The sequence below is a fragment of the Streptomyces sp. NPDC048516 genome (assembly GCF_043199875.1).
Taxonomy (GTDB): domain Bacteria; phylum Actinomycetota; class Actinomycetes; order Streptomycetales; family Streptomycetaceae; genus Streptomyces.
The window spans coordinates 257,872-284,314 of record NZ_JBICWS010000008.1 but is presented as its reverse complement, the minus strand read 5'-3'; the positions used below and the strand labels follow the sequence as shown (position 1 = coordinate 284,314).

General features: G+C 71.7%; 25 protein-coding genes. 20 read left to right on the top strand and 5 right to left on the bottom strand.

Going from position 1 to position 26,443, the window contains the following annotated elements; all coding sequences use genetic code 11:
* Window positions 1–81 precede the first annotated feature (81 nt).
* Window positions 82–1,491 (top strand): M1 family metallopeptidase, encoded by a 1,410-nt coding sequence (locus tag ACGFR7_RS18670; RefSeq protein ID WP_393319989.1) that lies wholly within the window; start codon window positions 82–84, stop codon window positions 1,489–1,491.
* Between the two features lie 16 nt (window positions 1,492–1,507).
* On the opposite strand, the gene ACGFR7_RS18665 is transcribed toward ACGFR7_RS18670, so the two are convergent.
* Window positions 1,508–2,143: a trimeric intracellular cation channel family protein gene (locus ACGFR7_RS18665; protein ID WP_393319987.1), complete on the bottom strand. Its 636-nt coding sequence runs from the start codon at window positions 2,141–2,143 to the stop codon at window positions 1,508–1,510.
* Window positions 2,144–2,239: 96 nt separating this feature from the next.
* Between ACGFR7_RS18665 and ACGFR7_RS18660 the strand changes: the two genes are divergently transcribed.
* The gene (locus ACGFR7_RS18660) at window positions 2,240–3,088 is read left to right on the top strand and encodes a thioesterase family protein (RefSeq protein WP_393319984.1); all 849 of its coding nucleotides are present in this window, start codon (window positions 2,240–2,242) and stop codon (window positions 3,086–3,088) included.
* Between the two features lie 23 nt (window positions 3,089–3,111).
* Here the strand turns inward: ACGFR7_RS18660 and ACGFR7_RS18655 are convergent, their stop codons facing one another.
* Complete coding sequence (locus ACGFR7_RS18655; protein ID WP_393319982.1) at window positions 3,112–3,966, bottom strand: alpha/beta fold hydrolase; 855 nt, start codon at window positions 3,964–3,966, stop codon at window positions 3,112–3,114.
* A gap of 210 nt (window positions 3,967–4,176) precedes the next feature.
* On the opposite strand from ACGFR7_RS18655, the gene ACGFR7_RS18650 reads away from it, so the two are divergent.
* Entirely contained in the window at window positions 4,177–5,346 is a 1,170-nt protein-coding gene (locus ACGFR7_RS18650; protein WP_393319979.1) for a cysteine desulfurase family protein, read from the top strand.
* Between the two features lie 12 nt (window positions 5,347–5,358).
* On the opposite strand, the gene ACGFR7_RS18645 is transcribed toward ACGFR7_RS18650, so the two are convergent.
* A complete protein-coding gene (locus tag ACGFR7_RS18645; protein WP_393320192.1) occupies window positions 5,359–6,201 on the bottom strand; it encodes an N-acetylmuramoyl-L-alanine amidase in 843 nt (280 codons plus the stop codon).
* Between the two features lie 45 nt (window positions 6,202–6,246).
* Here ACGFR7_RS18645 and mnmA point away from each other — a divergent pair, with 45 nt between their 5' ends.
* On the top strand, window positions 6,247–7,377 hold the full coding sequence (mnmA, locus tag ACGFR7_RS18640; protein WP_393319976.1) for a tRNA 2-thiouridine(34) synthase MnmA: 1,131 nt from the start codon (window positions 6,247–6,249) through the stop codon (window positions 7,375–7,377).
* A 136-nt stretch (window positions 7,378–7,513) separates the two neighbouring features.
* Here mnmA and ACGFR7_RS18635 read toward each other — a convergent pair whose 3' ends face one another.
* Both ACGFR7_RS18635 and ACGFR7_RS18630 read right to left on the bottom strand, forming a co-directional pair.
* Window positions 7,514–7,762: a hypothetical protein gene (locus ACGFR7_RS18635; protein WP_393319973.1), complete on the bottom strand. Its 249-nt coding sequence runs from the start codon at window positions 7,760–7,762 to the stop codon at window positions 7,514–7,516.
* Between the two features lie 101 nt (window positions 7,763–7,863).
* Entirely contained in the window at window positions 7,864–8,625 is a 762-nt protein-coding gene (locus ACGFR7_RS18630) for a DUF4232 domain-containing protein (protein ID WP_393319970.1), read from the bottom strand.
* Between the two features lie 413 nt (window positions 8,626–9,038).
* Between ACGFR7_RS18630 and ACGFR7_RS18625 the strand changes: the two genes are divergently transcribed.
* The 16 genes from ACGFR7_RS18625 (at window position 9,039) to ACGFR7_RS18550 (ending at window position 26,433) form a co-directional block, all read left to right on the top strand.
* A complete protein-coding gene (locus ACGFR7_RS18625; RefSeq protein WP_393320189.1) occupies window positions 9,039–9,770 on the top strand; it encodes a VC0807 family protein in 732 nt (243 codons plus the stop codon).
* Window positions 9,771–9,929: 159 nt separating this feature from the next.
* Complete coding sequence (locus tag ACGFR7_RS18620; RefSeq protein WP_393319967.1) at window positions 9,930–10,901, top strand: GlxA family transcriptional regulator; 972 nt, start codon at window positions 9,930–9,932, stop codon at window positions 10,899–10,901.
* Window positions 10,898–11,590 (top strand): DJ-1/PfpI family protein, encoded by a 693-nt coding sequence (locus ACGFR7_RS18615; RefSeq protein WP_393319964.1) that lies wholly within the window; start codon window positions 10,898–10,900, stop codon window positions 11,588–11,590. Before ACGFR7_RS18620 ends, ACGFR7_RS18615 begins: the two co-directional genes overlap by 4 nt.
* Before the next feature lie 691 nt (window positions 11,591–12,281).
* On the top strand, window positions 12,282–13,658 hold the full coding sequence (gene gdhA, locus ACGFR7_RS18610) for an NADP-specific glutamate dehydrogenase (RefSeq protein ID WP_393319961.1): 1,377 nt from the start codon (window positions 12,282–12,284) through the stop codon (window positions 13,656–13,658).
* Window positions 13,659–13,859: 201 nt separating this feature from the next.
* Complete coding sequence (locus ACGFR7_RS18605) at window positions 13,860–14,402, top strand: TIGR00730 family Rossman fold protein (RefSeq protein WP_393319958.1); 543 nt, start codon at window positions 13,860–13,862, stop codon at window positions 14,400–14,402.
* A 46-nt stretch (window positions 14,403–14,448) separates the two neighbouring features.
* The gene (locus tag ACGFR7_RS18600) at window positions 14,449–15,138 is read left to right on the top strand and encodes an SDR family oxidoreductase (RefSeq protein ID WP_393319956.1); all 690 of its coding nucleotides are present in this window, start codon (window positions 14,449–14,451) and stop codon (window positions 15,136–15,138) included.
* A 187-nt stretch (window positions 15,139–15,325) separates the two neighbouring features.
* Window positions 15,326–16,282 carry a methionine synthase gene (locus ACGFR7_RS18595; RefSeq protein ID WP_393320187.1) on the top strand — a complete coding sequence of 319 codons (957 nt, stop codon included), beginning with the start codon at window positions 15,326–15,328 and terminating at the stop codon, window positions 16,280–16,282.
* Between the two features lie 31 nt (window positions 16,283–16,313).
* Entirely contained in the window at window positions 16,314–18,530 is a 2,217-nt protein-coding gene (ligA, locus tag ACGFR7_RS18590) for an NAD-dependent DNA ligase LigA (protein ID WP_393319953.1), read from the top strand.
* A 156-nt stretch (window positions 18,531–18,686) separates the two neighbouring features.
* The gene (locus tag ACGFR7_RS18585) at window positions 18,687–20,795 is read left to right on the top strand and encodes a putative bifunctional diguanylate cyclase/phosphodiesterase (RefSeq protein ID WP_393319950.1); all 2,109 of its coding nucleotides are present in this window, start codon (window positions 18,687–18,689) and stop codon (window positions 20,793–20,795) included.
* 98 nt (window positions 20,796–20,893) lie between these two features.
* Window positions 20,894–21,136 (top strand): hypothetical protein, encoded by a 243-nt coding sequence (locus ACGFR7_RS18580; protein WP_393319948.1) that lies wholly within the window; start codon window positions 20,894–20,896, stop codon window positions 21,134–21,136.
* A gap of 150 nt (window positions 21,137–21,286) precedes the next feature.
* The gene (locus ACGFR7_RS18575) at window positions 21,287–21,430 is read left to right on the top strand and encodes a hypothetical protein (protein ID WP_393319946.1); all 144 of its coding nucleotides are present in this window, start codon (window positions 21,287–21,289) and stop codon (window positions 21,428–21,430) included.
* A gap of 293 nt (window positions 21,431–21,723) precedes the next feature.
* On the top strand, window positions 21,724–22,020 hold the full coding sequence (gene gatC, locus ACGFR7_RS18570) for an Asp-tRNA(Asn)/Glu-tRNA(Gln) amidotransferase subunit GatC (RefSeq protein WP_393319943.1): 297 nt from the start codon (window positions 21,724–21,726) through the stop codon (window positions 22,018–22,020).
* 5 nt (window positions 22,021–22,025) lie between these two features.
* A complete protein-coding gene (gene gatA / locus ACGFR7_RS18565) occupies window positions 22,026–23,519 on the top strand; it encodes an Asp-tRNA(Asn)/Glu-tRNA(Gln) amidotransferase subunit GatA (protein WP_393319940.1) in 1,494 nt (497 codons plus the stop codon).
* A gap of 5 nt (window positions 23,520–23,524) precedes the next feature.
* A complete protein-coding gene (locus ACGFR7_RS18560) occupies window positions 23,525–23,758 on the top strand; it encodes a hypothetical protein (RefSeq protein ID WP_030087700.1) in 234 nt (77 codons plus the stop codon).
* A 16-nt stretch (window positions 23,759–23,774) separates the two neighbouring features.
* Window positions 23,775–25,283 carry an Asp-tRNA(Asn)/Glu-tRNA(Gln) amidotransferase subunit GatB gene (gene gatB, locus ACGFR7_RS18555; protein WP_393319937.1) on the top strand — a complete coding sequence of 503 codons (1,509 nt, stop codon included), beginning with the start codon at window positions 23,775–23,777 and terminating at the stop codon, window positions 25,281–25,283.
* Between the two features lie 247 nt (window positions 25,284–25,530).
* A complete protein-coding gene (locus tag ACGFR7_RS18550; RefSeq protein ID WP_393319934.1) occupies window positions 25,531–26,433 on the top strand; it encodes an LLM class F420-dependent oxidoreductase in 903 nt (300 codons plus the stop codon).
* Window positions 26,434–26,443: the final 10 nt, after the last annotated feature.

The following is a 26,443-nucleotide window of genomic DNA, read 5'->3' as shown; positions in this document are numbered from 1 at the left end:
GAACGCGGCGGGAGAGTGCAGAGTCAGCACGGTTGTTCGATCTTGAGGCGAACTTCATCCGTGTGTCCGAAGGGATGGCTCATGGCACTCTCCCGTTCCGCACGTCGCACCTCCCGCTGGCTCGCACTGGCCACCGCGGTGGCCTCGGCCGCCACCATCGCCGCCGCACCCGCCGCGTCCCCCGGCGCCCCGGGCATCGGCGACCCGTACTTCCCCCGGCTGGGCAACGGCGGCTTCGACGCCCTGCACTACGACCTCGGCGTCAGCTACCACCCCGGCAGCGGCCGCCTCGACGGCCGCACCACGCTCACCGCCAGGGCCACCCAGAACCTCTCCGCCTTCGACCTGGACCTGCAGAAGCTGACGGTCGACTCGGTGCGGGTGAACGGCCGGCGGGCGCACTTCTCCAGATCCGGCGACGAGATATCCCTGCGCCCCGACTTCCCGCTGCGCCGCGGCACAAAGTTCACCGTCACCCTCGCCTACCACGGCGTCCCCCGGGCGCTGAGCGGTCCGATCGTCTTCGGCTCCGACTACGGCTGGATGAAGACCAAGGACGGCGTCTTCGTCGCCTGCGAGCCGAACGCCGCCTCGACGTGGTTCCCCTCCAGCGACCACCCCGGCGACAAGGCGACCTACGACATCCGCATCGACGCCCCCAAGGGCCTGACCGGTGTCTCCAACGGGCGCCTGATCAGCTCCGGGGAGGCGCACGGGCGCTCGTACGCCCACTGGCGCGAGAGCCGCCCGATGGCGACGTACCTGGCCACCGCCACCATCGGCAGGTTCGACGTCCGTACCGGCACCACCCCCGGCGGCACTCCCGTCTACGTCGCCATCGACCCGACCCTGCCCACCGGCACCGTCGATGTCTACGGGGTCACCGCCGAGGTCACCGACTACTGGTCGAAGGTCTTCGGCCCCTACCCCTTCGAGGAGACCGGGGCGATCGTCGACGACATGCCGCAGGCCGGCTTCTCGCTGGAAGTGCAGTCCAAGCCCGCCTACTCGGCCGTGCGCAGCGAGGGGACCATCGTCCACGAGCTGGCGCACCAGTGGTTCGGTGACTCGGTCTCCGTCAAGCAGTGGAAGGACATCTGGCTCAACGAGGGCTTCGCCAGCTATGCGCAGTGGCTGTGGACCGAGCACCGCGGCACCCTGAGCGCCCATGACGCCTTCCGCAGGGCGTACGACGCCCGGCCGGCCGGCGATGCCTTCTGGAAGGTGAAGGTCGGCGATCCGCAGCGGGACACCATGTTCGCGCAGGCGGTCTACTCCCGGGGGGCGATGACGCTGCAGGCGCTGCGCGAGCGGATCGGGGACCGGGCGTTCTTCAAGCTGCTGCCGGCCTGGACCTCCGCGCACCGCTACGGCAACGCCAACACCGCCCAGTTCATCGCGCTCGCCGAGAAGATCTCCGGGCAGCAGTTGGACGACCTCTTCGCCACCTGGCTGAATACGGACAGCAAGCCGGCGCTCCCGGCGAAGTGAGCACCGGCCGCCGCGGTCAGCCGGAGTCCTGCTGCCCGCGGCGGCTGCGGAGCTGCTGCGGGCGCGGCAGGTGCAGACCGAGGTAGACCGCCCCCATCCGCAGCGCGAACACCACCCCCGCCGAGATCGCCGCGGCGGGGGTGGCCCCGGTGCCGAGGTGGTACAGCAGGAGATAGCAGCAGCCGCCGGCCAGCGCGGCGATCGCATAGACGTCCTCCCGCAGCAGCAGCGGCGGGAACTCCCCGCACAGCACATCGCGGATGACCTCGCCGGCGACCCCGGTCAGGACCGCCAGGATGATCACGGCGAGCGGGGTGGCCCCCGCATCGATCGCGGCCCGGGCCCCGATCACCGTGACCACGGACAGCCCGATGGCGTCGACCACCAGCAGTGATTTGTGCGGCAGCTGCCAGAATCGCAGATAGACCATGGTGCCGACGCCGACACAGATGATCACGGTCAGCAGCACCCAGTCGTGCGTCCAGTACAGCGGCCGCCGGTCGAGGATGACGTCGCGCAGCGTGCCACCGGAGATCGACGCGGCGAACGCGAGCACCAGGCCGCCGAAGGGGTCCATGTTGGCGCGGTAGGCGGCCAGCACCCCGCTCGCGGCGAAGGCGGCCACACCGACCAGGTAGAGGACGTGAAGCATGGCGCACATCATGGCAGGCGCGGAACGAGCGCTTCCGCCCGAGGCCGGGAAAGTTGACACTACCGGTCGGTAACTATCCGGTGTAGCGTGCAACCCATGGCTCTGGTGACCCAAGGCAACAGCGAGTTCGACCGCGATACGGCGGTCACCCGCCGCGCCCCCGGCGTCTACGACGCCCACCTCTCCGCCGGCTGGACGATCATCCAGGCGGTGAACGGCGGCTACCTCCTCGCGCTCATGGGCCGCGCCCTGAGCGACGCTCTCCCGCACCCCGACCCGCTCTCCGTCACCGCGCACTACCTGACGGCCTCGGTCCCCGGCCCCGCCGTGATCCGTACCGACGTGGTCCGCAGCGGCCGCACGATGTCGACCGGCACCGCCAGCCTCGTCCAGTTCGCGGAGGACGGCAGCGAGATCGAGCGGCTGCGGGTGCTCGCCGCGTACGGCGACCTCGACGCGCTGCCCGACGACGTCCGCACCACCGCCAAGCCGCCGGCCATCCCGCCGTACGAGCACTGCCTGGGTACGGACAGCGCCCCCGACGGCCGCCCCGCCATCCCCGGCAGCACCGCCATCGCCGAGCGGCTCGCGCTGCGCCTGGACCCGGCGACCGCGGGCTGGGCCGTCGGTGCCCCGTCCGGCAAGGGCGAGATGCGCGCCTGGTTCGGCCTCGCCGACGGCCGCGAGCCCGACCCGCTCTCCCTCCTGCTGACCGTCGACGCCCTGCCGCCCACCGCCTTCGAGATGGGGCTGTCCGGCTGGGTGCCCACCGTCGAGCTGACCGCCCACATCCGCCGGCGCCCCGCGCCCGGTCCGCTGCGGGTCGCCATCACCACCCGCAATCTGGCCGGCGGCTTCCTGGAGGAGGACGCGGAGGTCTGGGACTTCGAGGACCGGCTGGTCGCCCAGTCGCGGCAGCTGGCGCGGGCGGTGCTGCAGGAGTAGCGCCGTGGCGCCGCCGCCGGGGCCTACTGCCCGGGCCGCAGGAACTCGGCCAGCTCCGCCGAGAGTTCGGCCGGCGCGTCCTCCTGCACCAGGTGTCCCGCGCCCTCGATCACGCGGAGCCGGGAGCCCGGGATGCGGGAGGCCAGTTCGTGTCCCTTCGCGACCGGGATCCAGCTGTCCTGCGCGCCCCAGCAGATGAGCGTCGGCAGCTCGATCGTGCCGTAGTGCCCCTGGATCTCGTCCGTGAACCGCTGGTCGTTCTGCGCGATCTGCCGGTAGAACGCGGGCTGTCCCTCGGGCGTGCACCAGGGCTCGACCAGCCGGTCGAGGACGGCCGGGGCCAGCCCCGGATGGCTCGCGGAGGATACGTACTCCCGCACCAGCGCGCGGTGCAGCGCCGAAGGGAGCTGCCCGAAGACCTCGGGGTGCGTGCCCAGCAGCCGGTACGTGGCCGAGCCCCAGGGGGCCAGCGCCACCGGGTCGACCAGGGCCAGTCGCGCGTAGCGCGCACCGTGCAGCAGATGCGCCCGCAGGGCGACGGCCCCGCCGAAGTCATGTGCGACGACGGCCGGCCGGGCGTCCTCGCCGGTCAACTCCCAGTGCGCCAGCAGCTCTTCGAACACCCGGGCCTGCGCGGCGAGCGAGACGTCCTGCCCCTCCCGCTTCCCCGAGGCGCCGTAGCCCGGCATGTCCCAGACGAACACCCGGTGCCGCGCCGCGAGGGCACGGGCCGCACCGCGCCAGACGTACGACGAGAACGGCGTCCCGTGCAGCAGTACCACCGCCGGTGCGTCCGCCCGGCCCTCGCCGTGCACGGCCCATCGCACCTCGTCGCCGGACGCGCTGCGGAACGTACGGTCCAAGAGCCACTGCGTCATGAGCGTCAGGCTAGTGACTCCTTACAGGGGTGTCGAGAGGCGGGCGGCGGGACACGGTGTCGTCCGGTCCGCGCGTCATCCGCCGAAGCCCAGGGGCCGCCCACCGCTCAGCGGGACCGGGCGTCCGGCGGCGCCCGGCCGCCCCCGCTCCCGCGCGCTGCGCATGCGCCCCCGGAGCCCGCCGGGCCTGCTCGTAGAATCGTGCGCACCATGGTTTACCTCGACCACGCCGCCACCACCCCGATGCTTCCCGAGGCGGTGCAGGCGATGACCGCCCAGCTGACCGTCACCGGCAATGCGTCCTCGCTGCACGCCGACGGCCGGCGGGCCCGGCGTACCGTCGAGGAGGCGCGCGAGTCCCTTGCGGTCTCGCTCGGCGCACGCCCCAGCGAGATCGTCTTCACCGCGGGCGGCACCGAGGCCGACAACCTCGCGGTCAAGGGCCTGTACTGGGCGCGCCGGGCCGCCGATCCGGCCCGGACCCGTGTCCTGGCCAGCCCCGTCGAGCACCACGCGGTCCTCGACGCCGTGGAATGGCTCGCCGAGCACGAAGGCGCCCGTGTCGAATGGCTGCCGGTCGACACCTACGGGCGGGTGCACGCCGGGGCGCTGCGCGAGGCCATCGCCCGCAACCCCGCCGATGTCGCGCTCGCCACGGTCATGTGGGCCAACAACGAGATCGGCACCCTCCAGCCGGTGCGCGAACTGGCCGAGGCCGCCGCGGAGTTCGAGATCCCGCTGCATGCCGACGCGGTGCAGGCATTCGGCCAGCTGGAGGTCGACTTCGCCGCCTCCGGGCTCGCCGCGATGACGGTCTCCGGCCACAAGATCGGCGGGCCGTACGGCATCGGCGCGCTGCTGCTCGGCCGTGAGTACGCCCCGGTCCCGGTGCTGCACGGCGGCGGCCAGGAGCGGCACGTACGCTCCGGAACCCTCGACACCCCGGCCATCGCCGCCTTCGCCGCCGCCGGCCGGTATGCCGCCGCACACCGCGAGGACTTCGCCCGCGACATCGGGGCGCTGCGCGACGACCTGATCAAGGCGGTACGCGCCGCTGCCCCCGACGCCGTCCTCGGCGGCGACCCGGACCCCGCGGGCCGCCTCCCGGCCAATGCCCACTTCTCCTTCCCCGGCTGCGAGGGCGACTCCCTGCTGCTGCTCCTGGACGCCCAGGGCATCGCCTGCTCCACGGGCTCCGCCTGCACCGCCGGTGTCGCCCAGCCCAGCCACGTCCTGCTGGCCACCGGCATGTCCCCGGAGCTCGCCCGCGGCACCCTGCGGTTCTCGCTGGGCCACACCTCCACCGCGGAGGACGTGGCGGCGCTGGCGGAGGCCATCGGCCCGGTGGTGGAACGGGCGCGGAGCGCGGGGCTGAGCTAGCCGTGGGCTTCGCTAGCGAGTGGCGCCACGGTGCTCCGGTGCGGGCGTTGCCCCCGGTGCCCCCGGTGTCCCCGTGGGGGCCTGTGTGCCGCCGTTCCCCTTGCCCGCGGCCCGCGGTGGCTTCCGTACGGGACGGCGCAGCTCGGCCCGTACGAGGCCCAGATACCGGTCCCAGTCCCAGTGCTTCCCCGGATCGGTGTGATCCGTCCCCGGCACCTCGCGATGCCCCACGATGTGCTCCCGGTCGGCCGGGAAGCCGTAGTGCCGGCATATCCCGGCCGTCAGCCGCGCCGACGACGCGTACATGGCAGTCGTGAACGACTCCGGCCGGTCCACGTACCCCTCGTGCTCGATCCCGACGCTCCGCTCGTTGTAGCCGCGGTTTCCCGCATGGAACGCCACGTCCAGTTCGCGGATCATCTGCGCGACATGCCCGTCCTTCCGGACCACGTAATGGGCGGCGGCCTCGTGATCCGGGTCCTGGAAGACGTCCAGCGCGGTCGCGTAGCTGCCCTGGACGACATGGATGACCACCCGGTCGATCCCGTAATCCGCCGGGCGGTCGGCCCGCCGGTAGTTCTCCGGGGACGCCGCGATCCACTGCGCGCCCCGGAAGTCCACCGCGCCCGCCGTGCGCGGCTTCTCGTTCCCCGGCAGCCGCCACCACCAGCGCGCCGGCTCACCGCCCGCCGCGAGCGCCGCGACCCCCGCGGCCACCGCCCCGCCGCCCCCGATCCACAACGCCCGCCGCCGGGTGAGGCCGGACGCGGCCCCCCGGCCTTCGCGCTGCTCACCGCCGTCTTTGCCGGTGATTTCCCCACCCCTGTCCCCGTCCCTTTTCCCCATGCGCTCCATAACGCTTTCGGACCGGTCGGCGGTTCCGTCTACCCTGGACACGCTATGACTGATGACGCACCCCGCCGCCTCCGCGTACTCGCCGCCATGTCCGGCGGTGTCGACTCCGCCGTTGCCGCGGCCCGCGCCGCCGAGGCCGGCCATGACGTGACGGGCGTGCATCTCGCGCTCTCCGAGAACCCGAAATCCTTCCGCACCGGCGCCCGCGGCTGCTGCACGATCGAGGATTCGCACGACGCCCGCCGCGCCGCCGACGTCATCGGCATCCCGTTCTACGTCTGGGACCTCGCCGAACGCTTCCGTGAGGACGTCGTCGACGACTTCATCGCCGAGTACGAGGCCGGGCGCACCCCCAACCCCTGCCTGCGCTGCAACGAGAAGATCAAGTTCGCCGCGCTCCTGGACAAGGCCCTGGCGCTGGGCTTCGACGCCGTCTGCACCGGCCACTACGCCACCGTCGTCCTGCGTGAGGACGGCACCCGCGAACTGCACCGCGCCTCCGACATGGCCAAGGACCAGTCGTACGTCCTCGGCGTCCTCGACGACCGTCAGCTGGCGCACGCCATGTTCCCGCTCGGCGACACCCTCACCACCAAGGCCGAGATCCGTGAAGAGGCCGCCCGCCGCGGCCTGTTCGTCGCCAAGAAGCCGGACAGCCACGACATCTGCTTCATCGCCGACGGCGACACCCAGGGCTTCCTCGCCAAGCGGCTCGGCACGGCTCCCGGCGACATCGTCGACGAGGCCGGTGCGGTCCTGGGCACCCACGAGGGCGCGTACGGCTTCACGATCGGCCAGCGCAAGGGCCTGCGCATCGGCCACCCGGCCGCCGACGGCAAGCCGCGCTACGTCCTCGACATCTCCCCGGTCGACAACACCGTCACGGTCGGCCCGGCCGACTCCCTCGACGTCACGGCCCTGACCGCGATCCGCCCCCGCTGGTGCGGCCGCCCCCCGACGGCCGGCCCCGCCCCGTACACCGCCCAGCTCCGTGCACACGGCGGCGAGACCGAGGTCACGGCGGAGGTGGTGGACGGCACCGAGCTTCAGGTGACCTTCGCGGAGCCGGTCCGCGGCGTGGCCCCCGGCCAGGCGATCGTCCTCTACGACGGCAGCCGGGTGGTCGGCTCGGCGACCATTGCCACGACCGAGCGGCGGGTGCGGGCGGGGGCCTAGCGACGTGGAAAGTCCGCTGCCCCGGTGCGTCGCACCGGGGCAGCGGACTTTTCTGGCTCTGTACCGGCGGGAGGAGTCCTCGGCGGCTGGACAGCCCTCAGCGGAGCGCGGTCATCAGCAGAGCGCGGTCAAGGGTTCAGCGGTTGAAGATGGGCATGATGGCCTTGCTGTCGTCGCACCACACCTCGTGGTACCCGTTCGCCTGGGCATTCGGGAGTTCCGAGGCTTCGCACGCCGCCTTCGAGGGGTACCGCTCGGCACCGACGGGGACCCAGCCGTCGCCGGGGGGCGGGGCGGCGGAGGCGGTGGCGGCGGTCAGGGGGATGGCGGCCGCTGCGGCACCGACGGCGAGCCCTAAACCGATGCGCGTACGCCATGACTTCATGGTGGTCTCCTAGCTTGTTCGGCTTTTGTTTCTCTTGCGGGTTCTGAGCCGGTCGGGCTCAGAGGTGTGGTGGCTGGTGTCCGGGGTGGGTGCCGGGGTGGTCAGCCGATGGGGTTGACGAAGGTGGCCGGGTGGGTGGCGCCGCGCTGGTCGACGAGGGCGCCCCAGGGCCAGTCCAGGGTCAGTGCGGTGGTCTCGTTGGGCGGGGTGATGACCGCGTGGGCGGGCTGCCAGAAGCCCTTCTCTTCCTTGGTGAGGGCGACGTTGATGGTGAAGTCGGTGCTGTCGCCGGGCTGCAGGGTGATCGAGCTGTGCTTGGCCGACGAGCGCGCCCGCGACCAGGCTCCGCCGCCGTTCTCGGTCGTGAGGTCCACGCCCGGGAAGCCGCCGATCACGCAGCTGTGGCTGCCCTTGTTGGTCAGTACGACGCTGGTGGTCGTCGCGCCGCCCGCGTTCGGGTCCGGGGTCGCGTCGCCGCCGGTGGCGAACGATGCCTTCAGGCCGGAGGTGTGGCAGCGCTCGAGGCCCGAGCCCGCCTTGCCGCCGCCGGTGGCGTGTGCGCCGCCCGACTGCTTGGCCGTGGCGTCCGCCTTGGCACCGGAGCCGGCCTTGGCGTCGGAGCCCGTCTTGGCACCGGAGTCCGCCTGAGCATCGGAACCCGACTGGGCTCCGGTGGAGGAGCCCGTGCCGCTGGTGTCGGCGGCGACCGCGCCCGCGTCCGCGCGGCCGGCGGGCTTCGCGCCGGCGGCGTCCGAGCCGGAGCAGGCGGTCAGCGTGAGGCCGGCGGCTGCGGTCAGGGCCGCGGCGGCGAGGCGCAGGGTGCGGCGGCGGCGAGCGGTGCGGACGGTGGCGCTGGAGCTCATTTCGGGTCCCCCGGGGCAGTCGGTGTCGTTGTTCCTCGGTACGTCACCCACTCTGCTCGGGGCCCCTATCGCCGGCCTGCCGCGGCACTAACGTCCGGCTAACCGCAGTGTGAGCAGCGGAAGGGGCTGAGGACGTTGATCCGGGGCGGGGGGCGCCGGAGCGCCGGGTGAGGTGCTGCGCGCCGCCCACACCTGACAAATGTCATGGAGAAGTGAGTACAGCCGAAACTGTTGCGGTGCCCGACCGTGCCCGAAGCTGAAGACATCGAGGAAAGACGTAGTTCAGAGAGCAACTTGGGGGACCCGCGGTGCACCGGAGCCAGAGCGAGAGCGCGAGTCAACGCCCGAGCAGGGAGCAGATCCGGGAGCAGATCCGGGAACAGAGCCGCGAACAGGGCCCGGAGCAGGGGCAGATGGCGGACGGTGTGACGCCGAATCCGCTGGCGCAGAGCTTGCTGCCGCTGGTCCTGGACGTGGGGATTCCGCTGGCGTCGTACTACGTCCTGCACAACGGTTTCGGGCTCAGTGAGGTCGCGGCGCTGGGCTGGAGCAGTGTGGTGCCGGCGTTGCGTACGGTCTGGGGCCTCGTGCGGGGGACGGGTGTCAACGGCCTTGCGCTGCTGATTCTTGTCGTCAACGTCGTGGGCCTGGCCATGAGCACGATGACCGGCGACCCGCGGCTGATGCTCGCCAAGGACGGCGGGGTGAGCAGCGTCGTCGGCATAGCGATGATCGTCTCCGTGTTCATGGGGAAGCCCCTGTTGACCGCCGGCCTCAAGCTGTACGTGACGAAGGGGAACGCGGAGCGGAGTGTCGCCTGGGACCGGCTGATGGCCGGGTCCGCACCGTTCCGTCAAGCCGAGCGGAGGTTCTCGCTGATATGGGGGACCGTGCTGCTGGTCGAGTGCGTGGCGCGGGTGATCGGCGCCTACACCGTCCCGGTCCACACGATGGTCTGGCTGGGGACCGTGCTGACGGTGGTCGCCATCCTGCTGGCGATGGTCGTCGCGGGGGGTAGCTGCGCCGAGCCGATGGAGAAGATGGTCCGGGCCGAGGCGGCGCGCGTCGGCGGCTACCAGGACGGTGAAGCGGTGACGGGCGTGGCGGGCGCGGCCGCCGCCGTGCCGGCCGTCACCGGAAGCTGAAACGCCCCGAGCCCGCGGGGCCGGGTCCGACCCAGGGGACGGCAGCGTGAGCGCGCCTTGCCGAGCCGTCCAGCTCCTGCTGTCGTACCGAGGGGCATGGCGCGAAGCGTGGGGTATGTGTCGTTGACGCCATCCGGCGCCGGGCCGGAGGGTGGAGGAGTGAAGCAGCGCCACATCGCCTTTGTGATCTTCGAGGGCTTCCAGCCTCTTGACCTCTTCGGCCCGTACGAGGTGTTTCAGTATGCCCACCGGCTCACCGGTGGGTACTCCTGCCAGATCGTGGCACCGCAGCCGGGACCGGTGCGCTCCGTCAGCGGTCCTGCGGTACACGCTCCCTATGGCGTCGCCGATCTGAACCCCGCGGAGATCGACACGGTGGTGGTGACGGGCGGTGACGGTGTCGACCAGGCCCGGCACGATCCGGTGCTGACGGGCTGGATCGCCGATGCGGGGGCCGGCGCCCGGCGCGTCGCTTCGGTCTGCAGCGGGGTGTTCCTGCCGGCAGCCGCCGGACTGCTCCGGGGACGGCGGGTGACCACCCACTGGGCGCGTGAGCAGCAGCTCAAACGGGAGCATCCCGAACTGGTCGTCGACTGCGATCCGATCTTCCTCAGGGATGGGCGGATGTGGACGTCGGCCGGGATGACGGCCGGGATGGACCTCGCACTCGCTCTGGTGGAGGACGACTTGGGCCGCGAGGTCGCCCACGCCACCGCGCAGGAGATGGTGCTGTTTCTGCGCCGTCCCGGTACCCAGTCGCAGTTCAGCGTGCCGTTGTGGTCGGCGCAGCCGACCACCGACCCGATCCGCGCGGTGGTTTCGGCGATCCATGCCGATCCCGGCGCCCGGCACGGCATCACCGACCTCGCTGCGCACGCCGGGCTGAGCCCCCGCCACCTCCAGCGCAGGTTCACCGCCGAGCTCGGTACTCCGCCCACCACGTATATCGAGGGCGTACGCATCGAGGCTGCCAAGCGGGCGCTCGTCGAGGGCGAGCACCCCGTCGAAGCCCTTGCCCGGCGGTACGGCTTCGGCACCGCCGAGACGCTGCGCCGCGCGTTCCACCGGCACTTGGGCGTCTCACCGTCCGACTACCGCGACCGATTCCGGTCCGCAAGGGAGTACATATGACCACCTACGGTCTGCTGATCTTCGATGGTGCCGAGGAGTTGGATTTCACCGGTCCGTGGGAGGTGTTCACCGCCTCCTCGATGCTGCGCGACCATGCCGACACGGCGCTGCTCATCGCCGAACGCCCTGACGCCGTCCGCTGCAACAAAGGCATGCGGGTGCTGCCGGACCACACTCTGGACGACCACCCTCCGCTGGATGTGCTGCTGGTTCCGGGTGGCAACGGGACGCGTCGTGAAGTGTCCAACCCCGTGCTCATCGACTGGATCCGCGAGACCGCGGCCGACGCGGCCTGGACGACAAGTGTGTGCACCGGAGCCCTGCTCCTGCACGAGGCGGGCCCGGCGCGCGGCCGCCGGGTCGCCACCCACTACCAGTTCGAGGACGCCCTGCGGGCCCGGGGCGAGATCACCGTGGTCGACGACGCCCGTTTCGTCGTTGACGGGAACCTGGTCACCAGCCAGGGCGTCTCGGCCGGAATCGACATGGCCCTGTGGCTCATCGGCAGTCTTCACGGCCGCGCGCACGCCCGGGCGGTCCGCCGGTACATCCAGTACGAGCCCGCCCCGCCCTACCTCGCCGACGAGCCGGTCGTCGCCCATGACCCCGGCACCGTTCAGCTCCTGGCCACGCCCCGTCCGTCAGCCCGCCCCGCCCCGCCCCGCGATCATTTCTCGGACACGGTCTAGGCGTCCCGTCCGGGGAGCGACGGAACCAAGGGCAGGACCGCAGGACCGCAGGGCCGCAGGACCGCAGGGACCGGATGTTCCGGAGGAAGCGGGAGGAGCGGGGCCGTCACGAGGCGGATCACCGCATCTTCCGCCGGCCCGGGACGTCCCGGGGGCGGGCCGGCCGGGACCAGCCGCATCACGGGGGTGGGCTGGTCCCGGCCGGCCAGTGGGACCGGCCGGCGCTTACGGGGGCGGTGAGGAGCATGACGGACATGACGGGCATTGACTGGTCCGCCGGTGTCCGTGCAGGGGTGGGTGGGGCCCTCGGGGCCGGTGAGGCGCGGGGAGACAGTCCGCCGGTCAACTGTGAGGTGTTGCACAGACCGTGCCGCGGCGGGGGGACGTGGCGCGGGGAGTGCCGTCGGATGGGTCGCTGCCGGTGTTCTGACCTGCGCAGACGGGGCGGGGGAGAGGTGGGCCCGGGGCGTCACCGGGTTGGCGGGATTGCGTAAGGGAACGGCGTGTCGCGCATCCCACAGTCGATCGGCGGGATGCCGCCCATAAAGTCGGCAACGCGACGGGACGTCAAAGGTTGCCGGGTCGAGGAGTGGTGACGATAAGGACTCACAAGGAGTTGTTGCACTTGTGAGGGCTCGTCAGGGTCCGGACCGCAGACGGCCTCTCCGCGGCCACGAAGGGAACGGAAGTCATGTCGACTGTTCAATCTGAGGTCAATCCCGGCATTCATCGGACCGGGCCGGCATCCCTGTACGCCGAGCTGGTCCGGCGGAATCCCGGGGAGCCCGAGTTCCACCAGGCGGCTCTCGAGGTGCTGGAGACGCTGGCCCCCGTGCTGACGGCCCGCCCGGAGTTCGCCGAGGCGAAGATCCTGGAGCGGATCTGCGAGCCGGAGCGGCAGATCATGTTCCGGGTCCCCTGGCAGGACGATTCCGGAGCGATTCACGTCAACCGGGGCTTCCGGGTGGAATTCAACAGCGCGCTCGGCCCGTACAAGGGCGGTCTGCGCTTTCATGCGTCGGTGAATCTGGGAATCGTGAAGTTCCTCGGTTTCGAGCAGATCTTCAAGAATTCCCTGACCGGGCTGAACATCGGCGGCGGCAAGGGCGGCAGCGACTTCGATCCGCACGGCAAGTCGGACGCCGAGGTCATGCGCTTCTGCCAGTCGTTCATGACGGAGCTGCACCGTCATCTCGGCGAGCACACGGACGTACCGGCGGGCGACATCGGCGTCGGCGGCCGGGAGATCGGCTACCTCTTCGGCCAGTACCGGCGGATCACCAACCGCTGGGAGCCCGGTGTGCTGACCGGCAAGGGCCTGGCCTGGGGCGGCTCCAAGGCCCGTACGGAGGCCACCGGGTACGGCAATGTGCTGTTCACCGAGCAGATGCTCAAGCAGCGCGGCGAGGAGCTGGACGGGCAGCAGGTGGTGGTCTCCGGGTCCGGCAACGTCGCGATCTACACCATCGAGAAGGCGCAGGCGCTCGGCGCCCACGTGCTGACCTGCTCGGACTCCGGCGGCTATGTCGTCGACGAGAAGGGCATCGACCTGGCGCTGCTGCGGCAGATCAAGGAGGTCGAACGCGGCCGGATCAGCGAGTACGCCGAGCGGCGCGGAGTGTCCGCCAAGTATGTGCCCGGGGGGCGGGTGTGGGACGTCGCGTGCGATGTGGCGCTGCCGTCGGCGACCCAGAACGAGCTGGACGAGGACGCCGCCCGGATCCTGGTCCGTAACGGCGTCAAGGCGGTCTCCGAGGGCGCCAACATGCCGACCACCCCGGCGGCGGTGACGCTGCTCAAGGAGGCCGGGGTGGCCTTCGGCCCCGGAAAGGCCGCCAACGCGGGCGGTGTGGCGACCAGCGCGCTGGAGATGCGGCAGAACTCCTCGCGCGAGGCATGGTCCTTCGAACGTACGGAGGGCGAGCTCGCGACGATCATGCGCTCGATCCACCACCGCTGCTACGAGACCGCGGAACGGTTCGGGCTGCCCGGTGACTATGTCGCAGGCGCCAATATCGCCGGCTTCGAGCGGGTCGCCGACGCGATGCTCGACCAGGGGCTGATCTAGCGGGAGGGCACGGGCGGCGGTGTGGCCCGGCCGGGCACCGCGCCGCCGCCCGGCCCCGTCCCTACGGCCCGCCGTCCGCCGCCCTGCCCGTCCCCTACGCGCCACCGGCCCTGGCCGCCCGCCCTGGCGCCACCCCGCCCGCCCCGGCGCCACCCCGCCCGCCCCGGCACCACCCCGCGGCCCCGCTCGTAAGGTGGCCGCATGAATATCTGCGTCTTCTGCTCCGCCGCCGACCTCGATGACCGTTATGTCACCCCTGCCCGCCAGTTCGCCGAGCTGATCGGCAAGGGCGGGCATGCGCTGGTCTGGGGCGGTTCGGACAGCGGCCTGATGAAGGTCATGGCCGACGGGGTGCAGGACGCCGGGGGCAAGCTGATCGGCGTCTCCGTGGAGTTCCTGGCGCACAAGGCGCGCGAGGGCGCCGATGAGATGGTCGTCACCAAGGACCTCGCCGAGCGCAAGGCGCAGCTGCTGGCGCGCGCCGACGCCATCGTTGTGATGGTCGGTGGCACCGGCACGCTGGACGAGGCCACCGAGATCCTGGAGCTGCGCAAGCACGGGATGCACACCAAGCCGGTGGTGCTGCTGAACACCGCCGGTTTCTACGACGGGTTGAAGGAACAGTTCCAGCGGATGGAGGCGGAGGGGTTCCTGCCGATTCCGCTCACCGACCTGGTCTTCTTCGCGGCGGACGGCGTCGGTGCGCTGGCCTACCTGGAGGAGAAGGCGGGCACGGTGGCCTGAGCCACCGTGCTCCGCGCCCCCGTCGCCGCTCGTTAGGATCGGCCCCATGGGTACGCACTTGATCACGGGCGCAGGGTCGGGCATCGGAGCGGCGGTCGCACGGCGGCTCGACCGGCGCGGGGAGGACCTGTGGCTGCTGGCGCGCAACGCGGTCCGGGCCAAGGAGCTGGCCGCGCAGTTCCCCGGCGCCCGCACGCTCGTCGGTGACCTCGCCCTGCCCGAGAAGCTGTCCTGGGCGTTCGGGCAGCAGCCGCTGCCGGACCGTATCGACTCCCTGGTGCACAGCGCGGGCGTCATCGAGCTGGGCGCGGTCGGGGATCTGCCGGCCAAGGCCTGGCAGCGGCAGCTCGCCGCCAACCTGGTCGCGCCCGCCGAGCTCACCCGGCTGCTGCTGCCGCTGGTACGGGTCGCCCAGGGGCATGTCGTCTTCGTCAACTCCGGCGCCGGGCTCCACGCGAACCCCCAGTGGGGGGCGTACGCGGCGAGCAAGCACGGCCTGAAGGCGCTGGCGGACTCGCTGCGGGCGGAGGAGCACGGCAACGGCGTCCGCGTGACCTCGGTCTACCCGGGGCGGACGGCCACGCCGATGCAGGAGAGCACCCACCAGCAGGAGGGCAAGGAGTACGACGCGTCCCGCTGGATCGACCCGGAGTCGGTCGCCACGGCCATCCTCACGGCCGTCGATCTGCCGCGGGACGCGGAGATCAACGATGTGTCGGTGCGGCCCGGCCGGTAAGAGCCGGATCCGCCCCGCCCGGTGTGCCGGGGTGCGCACCGGAGCGTGACCGCCCGCCCGCGCCGGTGCGGCCGTCCGGTACGCACACCTGGCGCACCCCGTCCGCCGGGCCGCCGCATACCCTGCCTGGGTGAGCGAGAACAGCACGCAGAAGTGGGCCGCGGGCGCGGCGACCGGGATCGGGTCGATGCCGGGCGGTGACGCGCGGGAAGCGGCGAAGACCGTCACCGGGTCGCTGGAGGCCTTCCCGTACCTGCCGGAGCTCCCGGCCCGCGGGCCCGGCGCCGACATGATCGGGCGGACCCTCGGGATGCTCGTCGAGGTCTACGGCCATGTGGAGCCCAGCGGTTGGCGGATCAGCGACCGGCCGGGCCGCGACACGCGGCGCGCCCACTCCTGGCTCGGCGAAGACCTCGACGCGCTGGAGGAGTTCACCCAGGGCTACGAGGGGCCGCTGAAGGTCTCCGCGGTCGGCCCGTGGACCCTGGCCACCGCCCTGGAGACGCGCAACGGCGAGGCGGCCGTCGGCGATCCCGGGGCGTGCCGGGACCTCGCCGCGTCCCTGGCGGAGGGGCTGCGCGGCCATCTCGCGGACGTACGGCGGCGGGTGCCGGGCGCCCAGGTCGTGCTGCAGCTCGACGAACCCTCGCTCACGGCCGTGCTCCAGGGGCGGGTGAAGACCGCGAGCGGCTACCGCACCCACCGTGCCGTCGACCGCTCCGTCGTCGAGGGCGCGCTGCGTGATCTTGTCGCGGTGGCGGAGGGCGGCCCCGTGGTCGTCCACTCGTGCGCGCCCGAGGTGCCGTTCGGGCTGCTGCGGCGGGCCGGTGTCACGGGCATCTCGTTCGATTTCTCCCTGCTCACCGAGCGTGAGGAAGAAGCGATCGGAGAGGCCGTCGAGGGCGGTACGGCGCTGTTCACGGGCGTGGTGCCGGGCGTGGACGGCCGATTGTCAGACCCTGCCGGTAGCGTCATGGGTGTCAGGACGCTGTGGCGCAGGCTGGGGCTGACGCCGGGGACTCTGAGCGAGTCCGTGGTGATCACTCCCGCGTGCGGGCTGGCGGGCGCTTCGCCCGCTTATGCCCGCTCGGCCCTCGCCCACTGCGTCCGGGCGGCGAGATCACTCGCAGACAACCCTGAGTGACCGCACTCAAGGACCACGGGAGGACAAGACGGTGGCTGGCGAACAGCACGCAGCTCAATCCGACGTGCCCGCGGCGGCGCGGGAGAAGCACGCGCAGCTCGCTGAGCAGATCGAGGAGCACCGCTTCCGGTATTACGTGAAGGACGCCCCGGTCGTCAGCGACGCGGAGTTCGACCGGCTGCTGCGCTCCCTGGAGGCGCTGGAGGACGAGCACCCCGAGCTGCGCACCCCCGATTCACCGACCCAGAAGGTCGCCGGGGCGTACGCCACGGAGTTCACCGAGGTCGAACACCGCGAACGGATGCTGTCGCTCGACAACGCCTTCGACGACGAGGAGTTGGCGGGCTGGGCCGAGCGGATCGCCGGTGAGCTGGGCGGCGACCCCCGGAGCGCCGGATACCACTTCCTGTGCGAGCTGAAGGTCGACGGCCTCGCGGTCAACCTCACCTACGAGCACGGCCGGCTGACCCGCGCCGCCACCCGCGGCGACGGCCGTACGGGCGAGGACATCACGCCCAACGTCCGGACGATCGCCGAGATCCCGCACCGTATCCAGGGCGACCGGATCCCGGAACTCGTCGAGGTGCGCGGGGAGGTCTACTTCCCGATGGAGAAGTTCCTGGAGCTCAACGAGCGGCTGGTCGCCGAGGGCAAGCCGCCGTTCGCCAACCCCCGTAACGCCGCGGCCGGTTCGCTGCGCCAGAAGGACCCCAAGGTCACGGCCGGCCGCCCGCTGCACATGGTCGTCCACGGCATCGGCGCCCGCGAAGGCCTGCAGATCGGCCGCCAGTCGGAGGCCTACGACCTGCTCAAGGGGTGGGGCCTGCCGACGGCCACGCACAACAAGGTCGTCGACTCCCTGGCGGCGGTGCGCGAGTTCATCGCCCACTACGGCGACGCCGAGACCCGCCGTACGGCCGTCGAGCACGAGATCGACGGTGTGGTCGTCAAGCTGGACGAGATCCGGCTGCAGGGGCGGCTGGGGTCGACCTCGCGGGCGCCGCGCTGGGCGATCGCCTGGAAGTACCCGCCGGAGGAGGTCAACACCAAGCTCGTCGACATCCGCGTCGGCGTCGGCCGCACGGGACGGGTCACGCCGTACGCCGTGGTCGAGCCGGTGACGGTGGCCGGGTCCGAGGTGGAGTTCGCCACCCTGCACAACCAGGACGTGGTCAAGGCCAAGGGCGTGTTCATCGGCGACACCGTCGTGATCCGCAAGGCCGGCGACGTCATCCCGGAGATCCTGGGCCCGGTCGTCGACCTGCGGGACGGCAGCGAGCGGGAGTTCGTGATGCCGGCCGAGTGCCCCGAGTGCGGGACGGCGCTGCAGCCCGCCAAGGAAGGCGATATCGACCTGCGGTGCCCCAACGCCCGTGCCTGCCCCGCCCAGATCCGCGAGCGGCTGTTCTACCTGGCCGGCCGCAAATGCCTGGACATCGAGAACTTCGGCTATGTCGCGGCGACGGCGCTCAGCCAGCCGCTGGAGCCGGCCGAGCCCCCGCTCAAGGACGAGGGTGATCTTTTCGGCCTCTCCATCGAGCAGCTGCTGCCCATCAAGTCGTACGTCCTCGACCCCGACTCCGGTCTGCCCAAGCGCGATCCGAAGACCGGTGAGGAGAAGGTCGTCACCTTCTTCGCCAACCAGAAGGGCGAGCCGAAGAAGAACGCCCTGGCCATGCTGGAGAACATCCAGGCGGCCAAGCAGCGCCCGCTGGCCCGGATCATCACGGGCCTGTCGATCCGGCATGTGGGCCCGGTGGCGGCCGAAGCGCTGGCACGGGAGTTCCGCTCGATCGACCGCATCCGGGACGCGGACGAGACGGAGCTGGCCGCCGTCGACGGCGTCGGAGCCACCATCGCCGCCTCGTTGAAGCAGTGGTTCGCCGTGGACTGGCACCAGCAGATCATCGAGAGCTGGCGGGCCGCCGGCGTCCGAATGGAGGAGGAGCACACGGGTGACGAGGGCCCGCGTCCCCTCGAAGGCGTCACCGTCGTCGTAACGGGCACACTTCAGTCACACACCAGAGATGGCGCGAAAGAGGCCCTACAGAACCTCGGAGCGAAGGTGACCGGTTCCGTTTCGAAGAAGACCGGATTCGTAGTGGTGGGCGACAACCCTGGTTCGAAGTACGACAAGGCCATGCAGTTGAAGGTCCCCGTGCTGGACGATGATGGCTTCGCGGTGCTGCTGGAGCAGGGTCCTGACGCAGCGCGAGCGGTAGCTGTCACTCCGCCTGAGGAGGAGTGAGGTGTCACCCCATCGGCGCATACCAGATTGATCCGCGACGCCGGGTCGCATTCGGGCAACCGTCGTCGATCGCTGCCCGTGGCGGCCTTCCGCGGCCTACTGTTGAGGAGTGCGCCTGCCGTGGCGCGGGCACAGCCGGCTGTGAGAGGGATCGGAATGAAACCGACCGACAGCGCCGCTCCGGCGTCGCGGCTCCGGCGGCTCGTCGTGCCCGCGCTGCCCGCGACCATCGTCCTCGTGGCGGGCCTCGCGCTCGCCACGGGCGTCATCGTCACCCTCGGCCAAGGTGAGGCGCTGTTCCCCGGCGCCTCCATAGGCTGGTCGCTGGCGATCCTCACCGGCATCATCGTCGGCCATCTGGTCGCCCTCGGCCGGGACCGCTGGTGGGGCGGCACGGGCTCCGGCGCCGCCCTGTCCCTGGCCGTCCTGCTGCTCTACGGCTGGGTGCCGGCCATCCTCGTCAGCCTCTCCGTCGTGGTCCTGGTCGGTGCCGCCCGGCGGCACCGCTGGCGACAGGCCGTGGTGCACGGTGCCGTGGACATCCTCGGCATCGGCGCCGCGGCGCTCGGCCTCGCCGCGTTCGGCGTGGTCTCCAGCGTCCGCCACCCCTGGGCCCCGCCGTCCTGGAACCTCGCCGTCCTCCCCGAAGTCGTCGTCACCGCCGCCGGTTACCTCTTCGTCAGCCGCGGTCTCCTGTGGGTCAGCCTCGCCCCGCGCACCGGCCAGCTGCCCGCCATCCCCCGAACGGCCGTACTGCGCCAGGCACTCGTCGGCATCGCCCTGCTCGGCATCGCCCCGCTGATCGCCGTCTGTGCCCTCTACGCCCCGCTGCTGCTGCCGCTGTTCGCGGTCCCGCTCATCGCGCTGGACTCCACCCTCTGGATAGCCCGTGCCCGTGCCGAGGAGCAGCTGCGCGACCCGCTCACCGGCCTGCCCAACCGCCAGTGGCTGCTGGAGCGCACCTGGACCGCGCTGGACGACGCCGAGCGCGTCGGCTCCCGCTCGGCGCTGGTCCTCATCGACCTGGATCGCTTCCGCTCCGTCAACGACACCCTCGGCCACCTGGCCGGCGACCGCCTGCTGCTGCAGATCGCCGACCGCCTGCGGCACGCCCTCCCGCGGGGTGCCGAGGCGGCCCGGCTCGGTGGTGACGAGTTCGCCGTCCTGCTGCCCACCACCGACTCCCTCACCAGCTCCCAGCGGGTGGCCCGCTCCCTCGTCGCCGCCCTCGGCTCCCCGCTGGACCTCGACGGACTGACCCTCGTGCTCGAAGCCAGCGCGGGGGTCGCGGTCTTCCCCGACCACGCCCTCGATGCCGAAGGGCTGCTGCGCCGCGCCGACGTGGCCATGTACCAGGCCAAGCGCGACCGCAGCGGTGTCGAGCTCTACGAGGCCAAGCGGGACGGCAACACCCCCGACCGCCTCGGTCTGCTGGGCGATCTGCGCCGGGCCCTGGACGCCGGCGACGTCGAGCTGCACTACCAGCCCAAGGTCGGCTTCGACGGCCATGTCGCAGGGCTGGAGGCACTGGTCCGCTGGGTGCATCCGGACCGGGGCCGGGTGCCACCGGACGAATTCATCGCCATCGCCGAGTCCTCCGGGCTGATGCCCCGGCTGACGGAGTACGTCCTCGAAACGGCGCTCGCCCAGGTGGCGCGCTGGCGCGCGATGGGCCTTGAGGTGCCGGTCGCCGTCAATGTCTCCCCGCGCGATGTGCACTCCCCGGGCTTCGCCGGAGCGGTCGCCGCCCGGCTCGCCCGGCATCGCGTCCCACCGGGCGCCCTCCAACTGGAGATCACCGAACATGTCCTGCTGGAGGACCCGCAGCGGGCCGCCGACACCCTCGCCGGGCTCACCGCGCACGGCGTGAAGATGTCGCTCGACGACTTCGGCACCGGCTACTCCTCCCTCGTCCATCTGCGGCGGCTCCCGGTGAGCGAGCTGAAGATCGACCGCTCCTTCGTGGCCCGGCTGGCGGTCGACACGGAGGACGCCGAGATCGTCCGCTGCACCCTCGACCTCGCTCACTCCCTCGGCCTCCTGGTGGTCGCCGAGGGCGTCGAGGACGACGAGACCTGGGAGCGGCTGCGGGACCTCGGCTGTGATGCCGTACAGGGCTGGCTGGTGGCCGCCGCGATGCCACCGGACGAGACCACGGCATGGCTGAGAGCCCGCGGTGAGCGCGGCTGGCAGCGTGAATCGGAGACGGCCGCCCTGGCGGCGGAGAAGGCCGCCGAGCGCCCTTCGGGACAGGTCTTGAACTGACCCGGCCACCGGCCGTCCCGTGTCCCCGCTCCGAAGAACCCGCACAAACGCCCTCAGCAGTGGTCCGGCCCGATGAACAGGGGCCGTTGGACGGCGGCGTGTCCGACGACGGCGGCGTGCCCGGCGACGGCGGCGTGTCCGGCGACGGCGAGGTGTCAGGCGGCAGTGCTGCGCCGGGCGGCGGCCAGGTGTCCGCCGGCGGCGATGCGCCGGGCGACGGTGACGTTTCCCCGGGCGCCGATGCGTCCGGCGCGAGTGACACGTCCGGTGAACACGCCCCCTCCCATGGGGCTCAGGCGACGGAGGAGGCGGACGAGCCGTCCGGGCCGCAGGCTCCCTGAGGTGTGCGTGCTCGCCACCGGCATCGACGTGTCCTGGGCGGAAACGGCCGCCGCCGAGGGAGCCGAAGCGCTCCGCCACGACCTCGCCCGCGACGCGCCCCCGGCCGGCCCCTTCGACCTGATCCACGCCCGCCTCGTACGGTCCATCAGGTGCGCGGCAAGCTCACCGCCGCGGGCCTCGCCACCGACGACGAGATCGAGCAGCACCTCGCCGACATCGCGGCAGGGCGTCTCGGCCTCGCCACCTCACCGATGATCTCGGCCCGGGGCCGCCGGCCCGTCGAAGACCCCTGACGGCCCCCAGCCGCTCCCGGCCGGCCGGCCCTGGTCACTCCTGTCCGGCCCTTCCTCGCCCCCGTGCCCAGGGGCGGCACCCCGGCACGCCCCGGGCCGCGTCACCCTCCGGCGGACGGTGGAAATCGCCCCCTGCCCGGCGCTCACGGCCGCCCCCGGCGAAACGGTTTCGCGGCAGCTCTTGCGTACGCCATAGGATTGGGCCGGAAAAGTTCACAGGAGCATTCGACGAGAAGACTCCGCCTGGACTCTCCGCCCGGAACACTCCGCCCAGAACACCAGAGGATCGCTGCATGCCTGGCATCACGCGCGAGGAGGTCGCCCACCTCGCCCGGCTGGCACGTCTGGAGCTGAAGGCAGAAGAGCTCGACCACTTCGCCGGACAGCTCGACGACATCATCGGCGCGGTCGCCCGCGTCTCCGAGGTCGCCGACCAAGACGTACCGCCGACCTCCCACCCGCTGCCCCTGACCAACGTCATGCGGGCGGACGAGGTCCGTCCGTCGCTGACCCCCGAGCAGGCGCTCTCCGGCGCCCCGGCCCAGGAGCAGCAGCGTTTCAAGGTGCCGCAGATCCTGGGGGAGGAGTGACCGACATGGCAGACCTGATCAAGCTCACCGCCGCCGACATCGCGGCGAAGATCGCCGCCGGCGAGGTCACCGCCGTCGAGGTGACCGAGGCCCACCTGGCGCGCATCGAGGCCGTCGACGAGAAGGTGCACGCCTTCCTGCACGTCGACCGCGAGGGCGCACTCGCCCAGGCCCGCGCCGTGGACGAGAAGCGCGCCCGCGGCGAGAAGCTCGGCCCGCTGGCCGGCGTCCCGCTCGCGCTCAAGGACATCTTCACGACGGAGGGGGTTCCCACCACCGTCGGCTCGAAGATCCTCGAAGGCTGGCTCCCGCCCTACGACGCGACGCTGACCAAGAAGCTCAAGGCCGCCGACGTCGTCATCCTCGGCAAGACCAACATGGACGAGTTCGCCATGGGGTCCTCCACCGAGAACAGCGCCTACGGCCCGACCGGCAACCCCTGGGACCTCACCAAGATCCCCGGCGGCTCCGGCGGCGGCTCCAGCGCCGCCCTCGCCTCCTACGAGGCCCCGCTCGCCATCGGCACGGACACCGGCGGCTCCATCCGCCAGCCCGCCTCCGTCACCGGCACGGTCGGCGTCAAGCCCACCTACGGCGGCGTCTCCCGCTACGGCATGGTGGCCTTCTCCAGCTCCCTGGACCAGGGCGGCCCCTGCGCCCGTACGGTCCTGGACGCGGCGCTGCTCCACGAGGTCATCGCCGGCCACGACCCGCTGGACTCCACCTCCATCGACGCGCCGGTCCCGGCGGTCGTCGAGGCGGCCCGCAACGGCAGCGTCGAGGGCATGCGCGTCGGCGTCGTCAAGCAGTTCCGCGGCGAGGGCTACCAGGCCGGTGTCATCCAGCGCTTCGACGAGTCCGTCGAGCTGCTGAAGGGGCTGGGCGCCGAGATCGTCGAGCTGGACTGCCCGTCCTTCGACCTGGCGCTGTCCGCGTACTACCTGATCGCGCCGTCGGAGTGCTCCTCCAACCTGGCCCGCTTCGACGCCATGCGCTACGGCCTGCGGGTCGGCGACGACGGCACCAAGTCCGCCGAGGACGTCACGGCCCTGACCCGCGAGGCCGGCTTCGGCCCCGAGGTCAAGCGCCGGATCATGCTCGGCACCTACGCGCTGAGCTCCGGCTACTACGACGCGTACTACGGCTCCGCCCAGAAGGTGCGGACGCTGATCACCCGCGACTTCGAGAAGGCCTTCGAACAGGTCGACGTGATCGTTTCGCCGACCACGCCGACCACCGCCTTCCCGATCGGCGAGCGCGCCGACGACCCGATGGCGATGTACCTCGCCGACCTGTGCACGATCCCCACCAACCTGGCAGGCAACGCGGCGATGTCGCTGCCCTGCGGCCTGGCGCCCGAGGACGGGATGCCGGTGGGCCTGCAGATCATCGCTCCTGCCATGGCCGACGACCGGCTCTACAAGGTCGGTGCCGCGGTCGAGGCCGCGTTCACCGCCCAGTGGGGTCACCCGCTGCTAGAGGAGGCACCTGCACTGTGAGCGCCATGACCAAGAAGGCCAAGAACTTCAAGAAGTCCAAGGGCGGCCTGTACCTGTCGATCGGCAGCACCGCCTTCGGCGCCCTCAGCGTCGCCAAGCAGGCCAAGCTGGCCCGTCAGGAGAACGACACGCTCCGCCTGATCGACGCCGCCGTCTCGGCCGCGGCGATCGTCACCGGCCTGGCGATCCTCTACCGCGAACTGAAGCGCCTGGGCGACGACGACGTCCTGCTGGGCTGAGAGGGAAAGTTTCACCGTGACTGTCACTGACCTGGTGTCGTACGAGGACGCCCTCGCGGCCTACGACCCCGTCATGGGCCTGGAGGTCCATGTCGAGCTCGGCACCAAGACCAAGATGTTCTGCGGGTGTTCCACCACCCTGGGCGCGGACGCCAACGCGCAGACCTGCCCCACCTGTCTCGGCCTGCCCGGCTCGCTGCCGGTCGTCAACGCGATCGGCGTCGAGTCCGCGATCAAGATCGGCCTGGCGCTGAACTGCTCCATCGCCGAATGGTGCCGTTTCGCCCGGAAGAACTACTTCTATCCGGACATGCCGAAGAACTTCCAGACCTCCCAGTACGACGAGCCGATCGCCTTCGACGGCTACCTCGACGTACAGCTGGAGGACGGGGAGATCTTCCGGGTGCACATCGAGCGCGCCCACATGGAGGAGGACACCGGCAAGTCCACCCACATCGGCGGTGCCACCGGCCGTATCCACGGCGCCCGGCACTCCCTCCTGGACTACAACCGCGCCGGCATCCCGCTCATCGAGATCGTCACCAAGCCCATCGAGGGCGCGGGTGAGCGGGCCCCCGAGGTCGCCAAGGCGTACGTCGCCGAGCTGCGCGAGCTCATCAAGGCGCTGGGCGTGTCCGAGGCCCGGATGGAGCAGGGCCAGATGCGCTGCGACGTGAACCTGTCGCTGCGTCCCCAGGGCACCGAGACGTTCGGTACGCGGTCGGAGACCAAGAACGTCAACTCCCTGCGCTCCGTCGAGCGTGCGGCCCGGTTCGAGATCCAGCGGCACGCCGCGGTGCTCTCCTCCGGCGGCACGATCGTCCAGGAGACCCGGCACTTCCACGAGGAGGACGGCTCGACCACGGCCGGCCGCATCAAGGACAACGCCGAGGACTACCGCTACTTCCCCGAGCCGGACCTGGTGCCGGTGGCCCCCTCCCGCGAGTGGGTCGAGGAACTGCGGGCGGCGCTCCCCGAGCTGCCGCGGATCCGCCGCAACCGCCTCCGCGAGGAGTGGGGGATCAGCGAGCACGACATGCAGTCGATCCTCAACGCGGGCGCGGTCGACCTGATCACCGCCACCGTCGACGCCGGTGCGGACTCCGCCTCGGCCCGTAAGTGGTGGATGGGCGAGCTGGCCCGCCGCGCCAACGAGGACGGCGTGGACCTGGCCGCCCTGCCGATCACCCCCGAGCAGGTCGCCCGGGTCACCGCGCTGGTGGCCGACGGCTCGCTCAACGACAAGCTGGCCCGCCAGACGATCGAGGGCGTGCTGGCCGGCGAGGGCGACCCGGACACCGTCGTCGAGAAGCGCGGCCTGAAGGTCGTCTCCGACGAGGGCGCCCTGGGCACCGCCGTCGACGAGGCCATCGCAGGCAACGCCGCCATCGCCGACAAGATCCGCGGCGGCAAGGTGGCCGCGGCCGGCGCCCTGGTCGGCGCGGTCATGAAGGCCACCCGGGGCCAGGCGGACGCGGCCCGCGTCCGTGAGCTGATCCTGGAGAAGCTGGGCGTCGAGGGCTGACGTCCCCGTCCGTCCGGCAGCGCTGAGCGGCCGTCCTCCCGAGAGCGACTTCTCGGGACGACGGCCGCTTCGTCGTACGGCCCACCCGATTGGCCCACTTGGCCGGCCCACCTGACTGACCCGGTCGCCCGGCCCGGGAATGCCGGAGCCTGCCGCCATGCTGTGATCGAGAAGAGGCCCCTGCGCAGTCCGAGAATGAGGACGAGGCCGAGGACGGGGCGTCACCCTTGGGCCAGTTGGAGGAACGGTGCAGCACGAATCTCTCGCCGCGAGGATCGGCCGGGTCGGCGTATGGCACGGCGGGCTCGGCGGGGTGCCGGCCGCCGTCGCGCGCCGGGCGGCGGCCGAGATCGAGCAACTGGGGTACGGCGCCCTGTGGTTCGGCGAAACGCCGGCTTCCGAGTCGGTGAGCCTGGCCGGTCTGCTGCTGGCCGCCACCGAACGGATCACGGTCGCCACCGGCATCGCCAACATCTGGGTCAGGGACGCGTCCGCCGCGCACGCCGCCGCCCAGACCCTGGCCGAGGCGTACGACGGACGCTTCGTGCTCGGCCTGGGGGCGAGTCACGCCCCGCTGGTGGATGCGCGCGGCCACAGCTACGCCAAGCCGCTCGCGGCGATGCGGGCCTACCTCGACGCGATGGACGGGGCCCCGTACGACGGCCCGAGGGCCGATACGGCACCGGGCCGGGTACTGGCGGCGCTCGGCCCCAAGATGCTGGAGCTGGCACGCGACCGGACGGACGGCGCCCACCCGTACTTCGTCACCCCCGAACACACCGCCCGCGCCCGCGAAGTCCTCGGCACCGGCCCGCTGCTCGCACCGGAACAGGCCGTGCTGCTGGAATCCGACCCCACGACGGCCCGCGCGCTGGCCCGTGAACACCACACGCGCCTCTATCTGCAGCTGCCGAACTACACCGGCAATCTGCGGCGGCTCGGCTTCGGGGACGAGGACTTCCTCGGCGGCGGCAGCGACCGGCTGGTGGACGCGATCGTGGCGTGGGGGGACGCGGACGCCATCCGGCGGCGGGTGGCCGAGCACCACGAGGCCGGAGCGGACCATGTCGCCCTGCAGCCGGTGGCGGCGGGCCGGGGGCTGGGGATCGACCAACTACGGGAACTGGCACCGGCGCTGACCGAATCCTGACGCCGCTGCG

Bases quoted from the DNA above. Each gene is read 5' to 3' on its own strand.
- ACGFR7_RS18670 (WP_393319989.1), top strand. From the start codon at position 82: ATGGCACTCTCCCGTTCCGCACGTCGCACCTCCCGCTGGCTCGCACTG.
- ACGFR7_RS18665 (WP_393319987.1), bottom strand. From the start codon at position 2,143: ATGCTTCACGTCCTCTACCTGGTCGGTGTGGCCGCCTTCGCCGCGAGC.
- ACGFR7_RS18660 (WP_393319984.1), top strand. From the start codon at position 2,240: ATGGCTCTGGTGACCCAAGGCAACAGCGAGTTCGACCGCGATACGGCG.
- ACGFR7_RS18655 (WP_393319982.1), bottom strand. From the start codon at position 3,966: ATGACGCAGTGGCTCTTGGACCGTACGTTCCGCAGCGCGTCCGGCGAC.
- ACGFR7_RS18650 (WP_393319979.1), top strand. From the start codon at position 4,177: ATGGTTTACCTCGACCACGCCGCCACCACCCCGATGCTTCCCGAGGCG.
- ACGFR7_RS18645 (WP_393320192.1), bottom strand. From the start codon at position 6,201: ATGGAGCGCATGGGGAAAAGGGACGGGGACAGGGGTGGGGAAATCACC.
- mnmA (WP_393319976.1), top strand. From the start codon at position 6,247: ATGACTGATGACGCACCCCGCCGCCTCCGCGTACTCGCCGCCATGTCC.
- ACGFR7_RS18635 (WP_393319973.1), bottom strand. From the start codon at position 7,762: ATGAAGTCATGGCGTACGCGCATCGGTTTAGGGCTCGCCGTCGGTGCC.
- ACGFR7_RS18630 (WP_393319970.1), bottom strand. From the start codon at position 8,625: ATGAGCTCCAGCGCCACCGTCCGCACCGCTCGCCGCCGCCGCACCCTG.
- ACGFR7_RS18625 (WP_393320189.1), top strand. From the start codon at position 9,039: ATGGCGGACGGTGTGACGCCGAATCCGCTGGCGCAGAGCTTGCTGCCG.
- ACGFR7_RS18615 (WP_393319964.1), top strand. From the start codon at position 10,898: ATGACCACCTACGGTCTGCTGATCTTCGATGGTGCCGAGGAGTTGGAT.
- gdhA (WP_393319961.1), top strand. From the start codon at position 12,282: ATGTCGACTGTTCAATCTGAGGTCAATCCCGGCATTCATCGGACCGGG.
- ACGFR7_RS18605 (WP_393319958.1), top strand. From the start codon at position 13,860: ATGAATATCTGCGTCTTCTGCTCCGCCGCCGACCTCGATGACCGTTAT.
- ACGFR7_RS18600 (WP_393319956.1), top strand. From the start codon at position 14,449: ATGGGTACGCACTTGATCACGGGCGCAGGGTCGGGCATCGGAGCGGCG.
- ACGFR7_RS18595 (WP_393320187.1), top strand. From the start codon at position 15,326: ATGCCGGGCGGTGACGCGCGGGAAGCGGCGAAGACCGTCACCGGGTCG.
- ACGFR7_RS18585 (WP_393319950.1), top strand. From the start codon at position 18,687: ATGAAACCGACCGACAGCGCCGCTCCGGCGTCGCGGCTCCGGCGGCTC.
- gatC (WP_393319943.1), top strand. From the start codon at position 21,724: ATGCCTGGCATCACGCGCGAGGAGGTCGCCCACCTCGCCCGGCTGGCA.
- gatA (WP_393319940.1), top strand. From the start codon at position 22,026: ATGGCAGACCTGATCAAGCTCACCGCCGCCGACATCGCGGCGAAGATC.
- ACGFR7_RS18560 (WP_030087700.1), top strand. From the start codon at position 23,525: ATGACCAAGAAGGCCAAGAACTTCAAGAAGTCCAAGGGCGGCCTGTAC.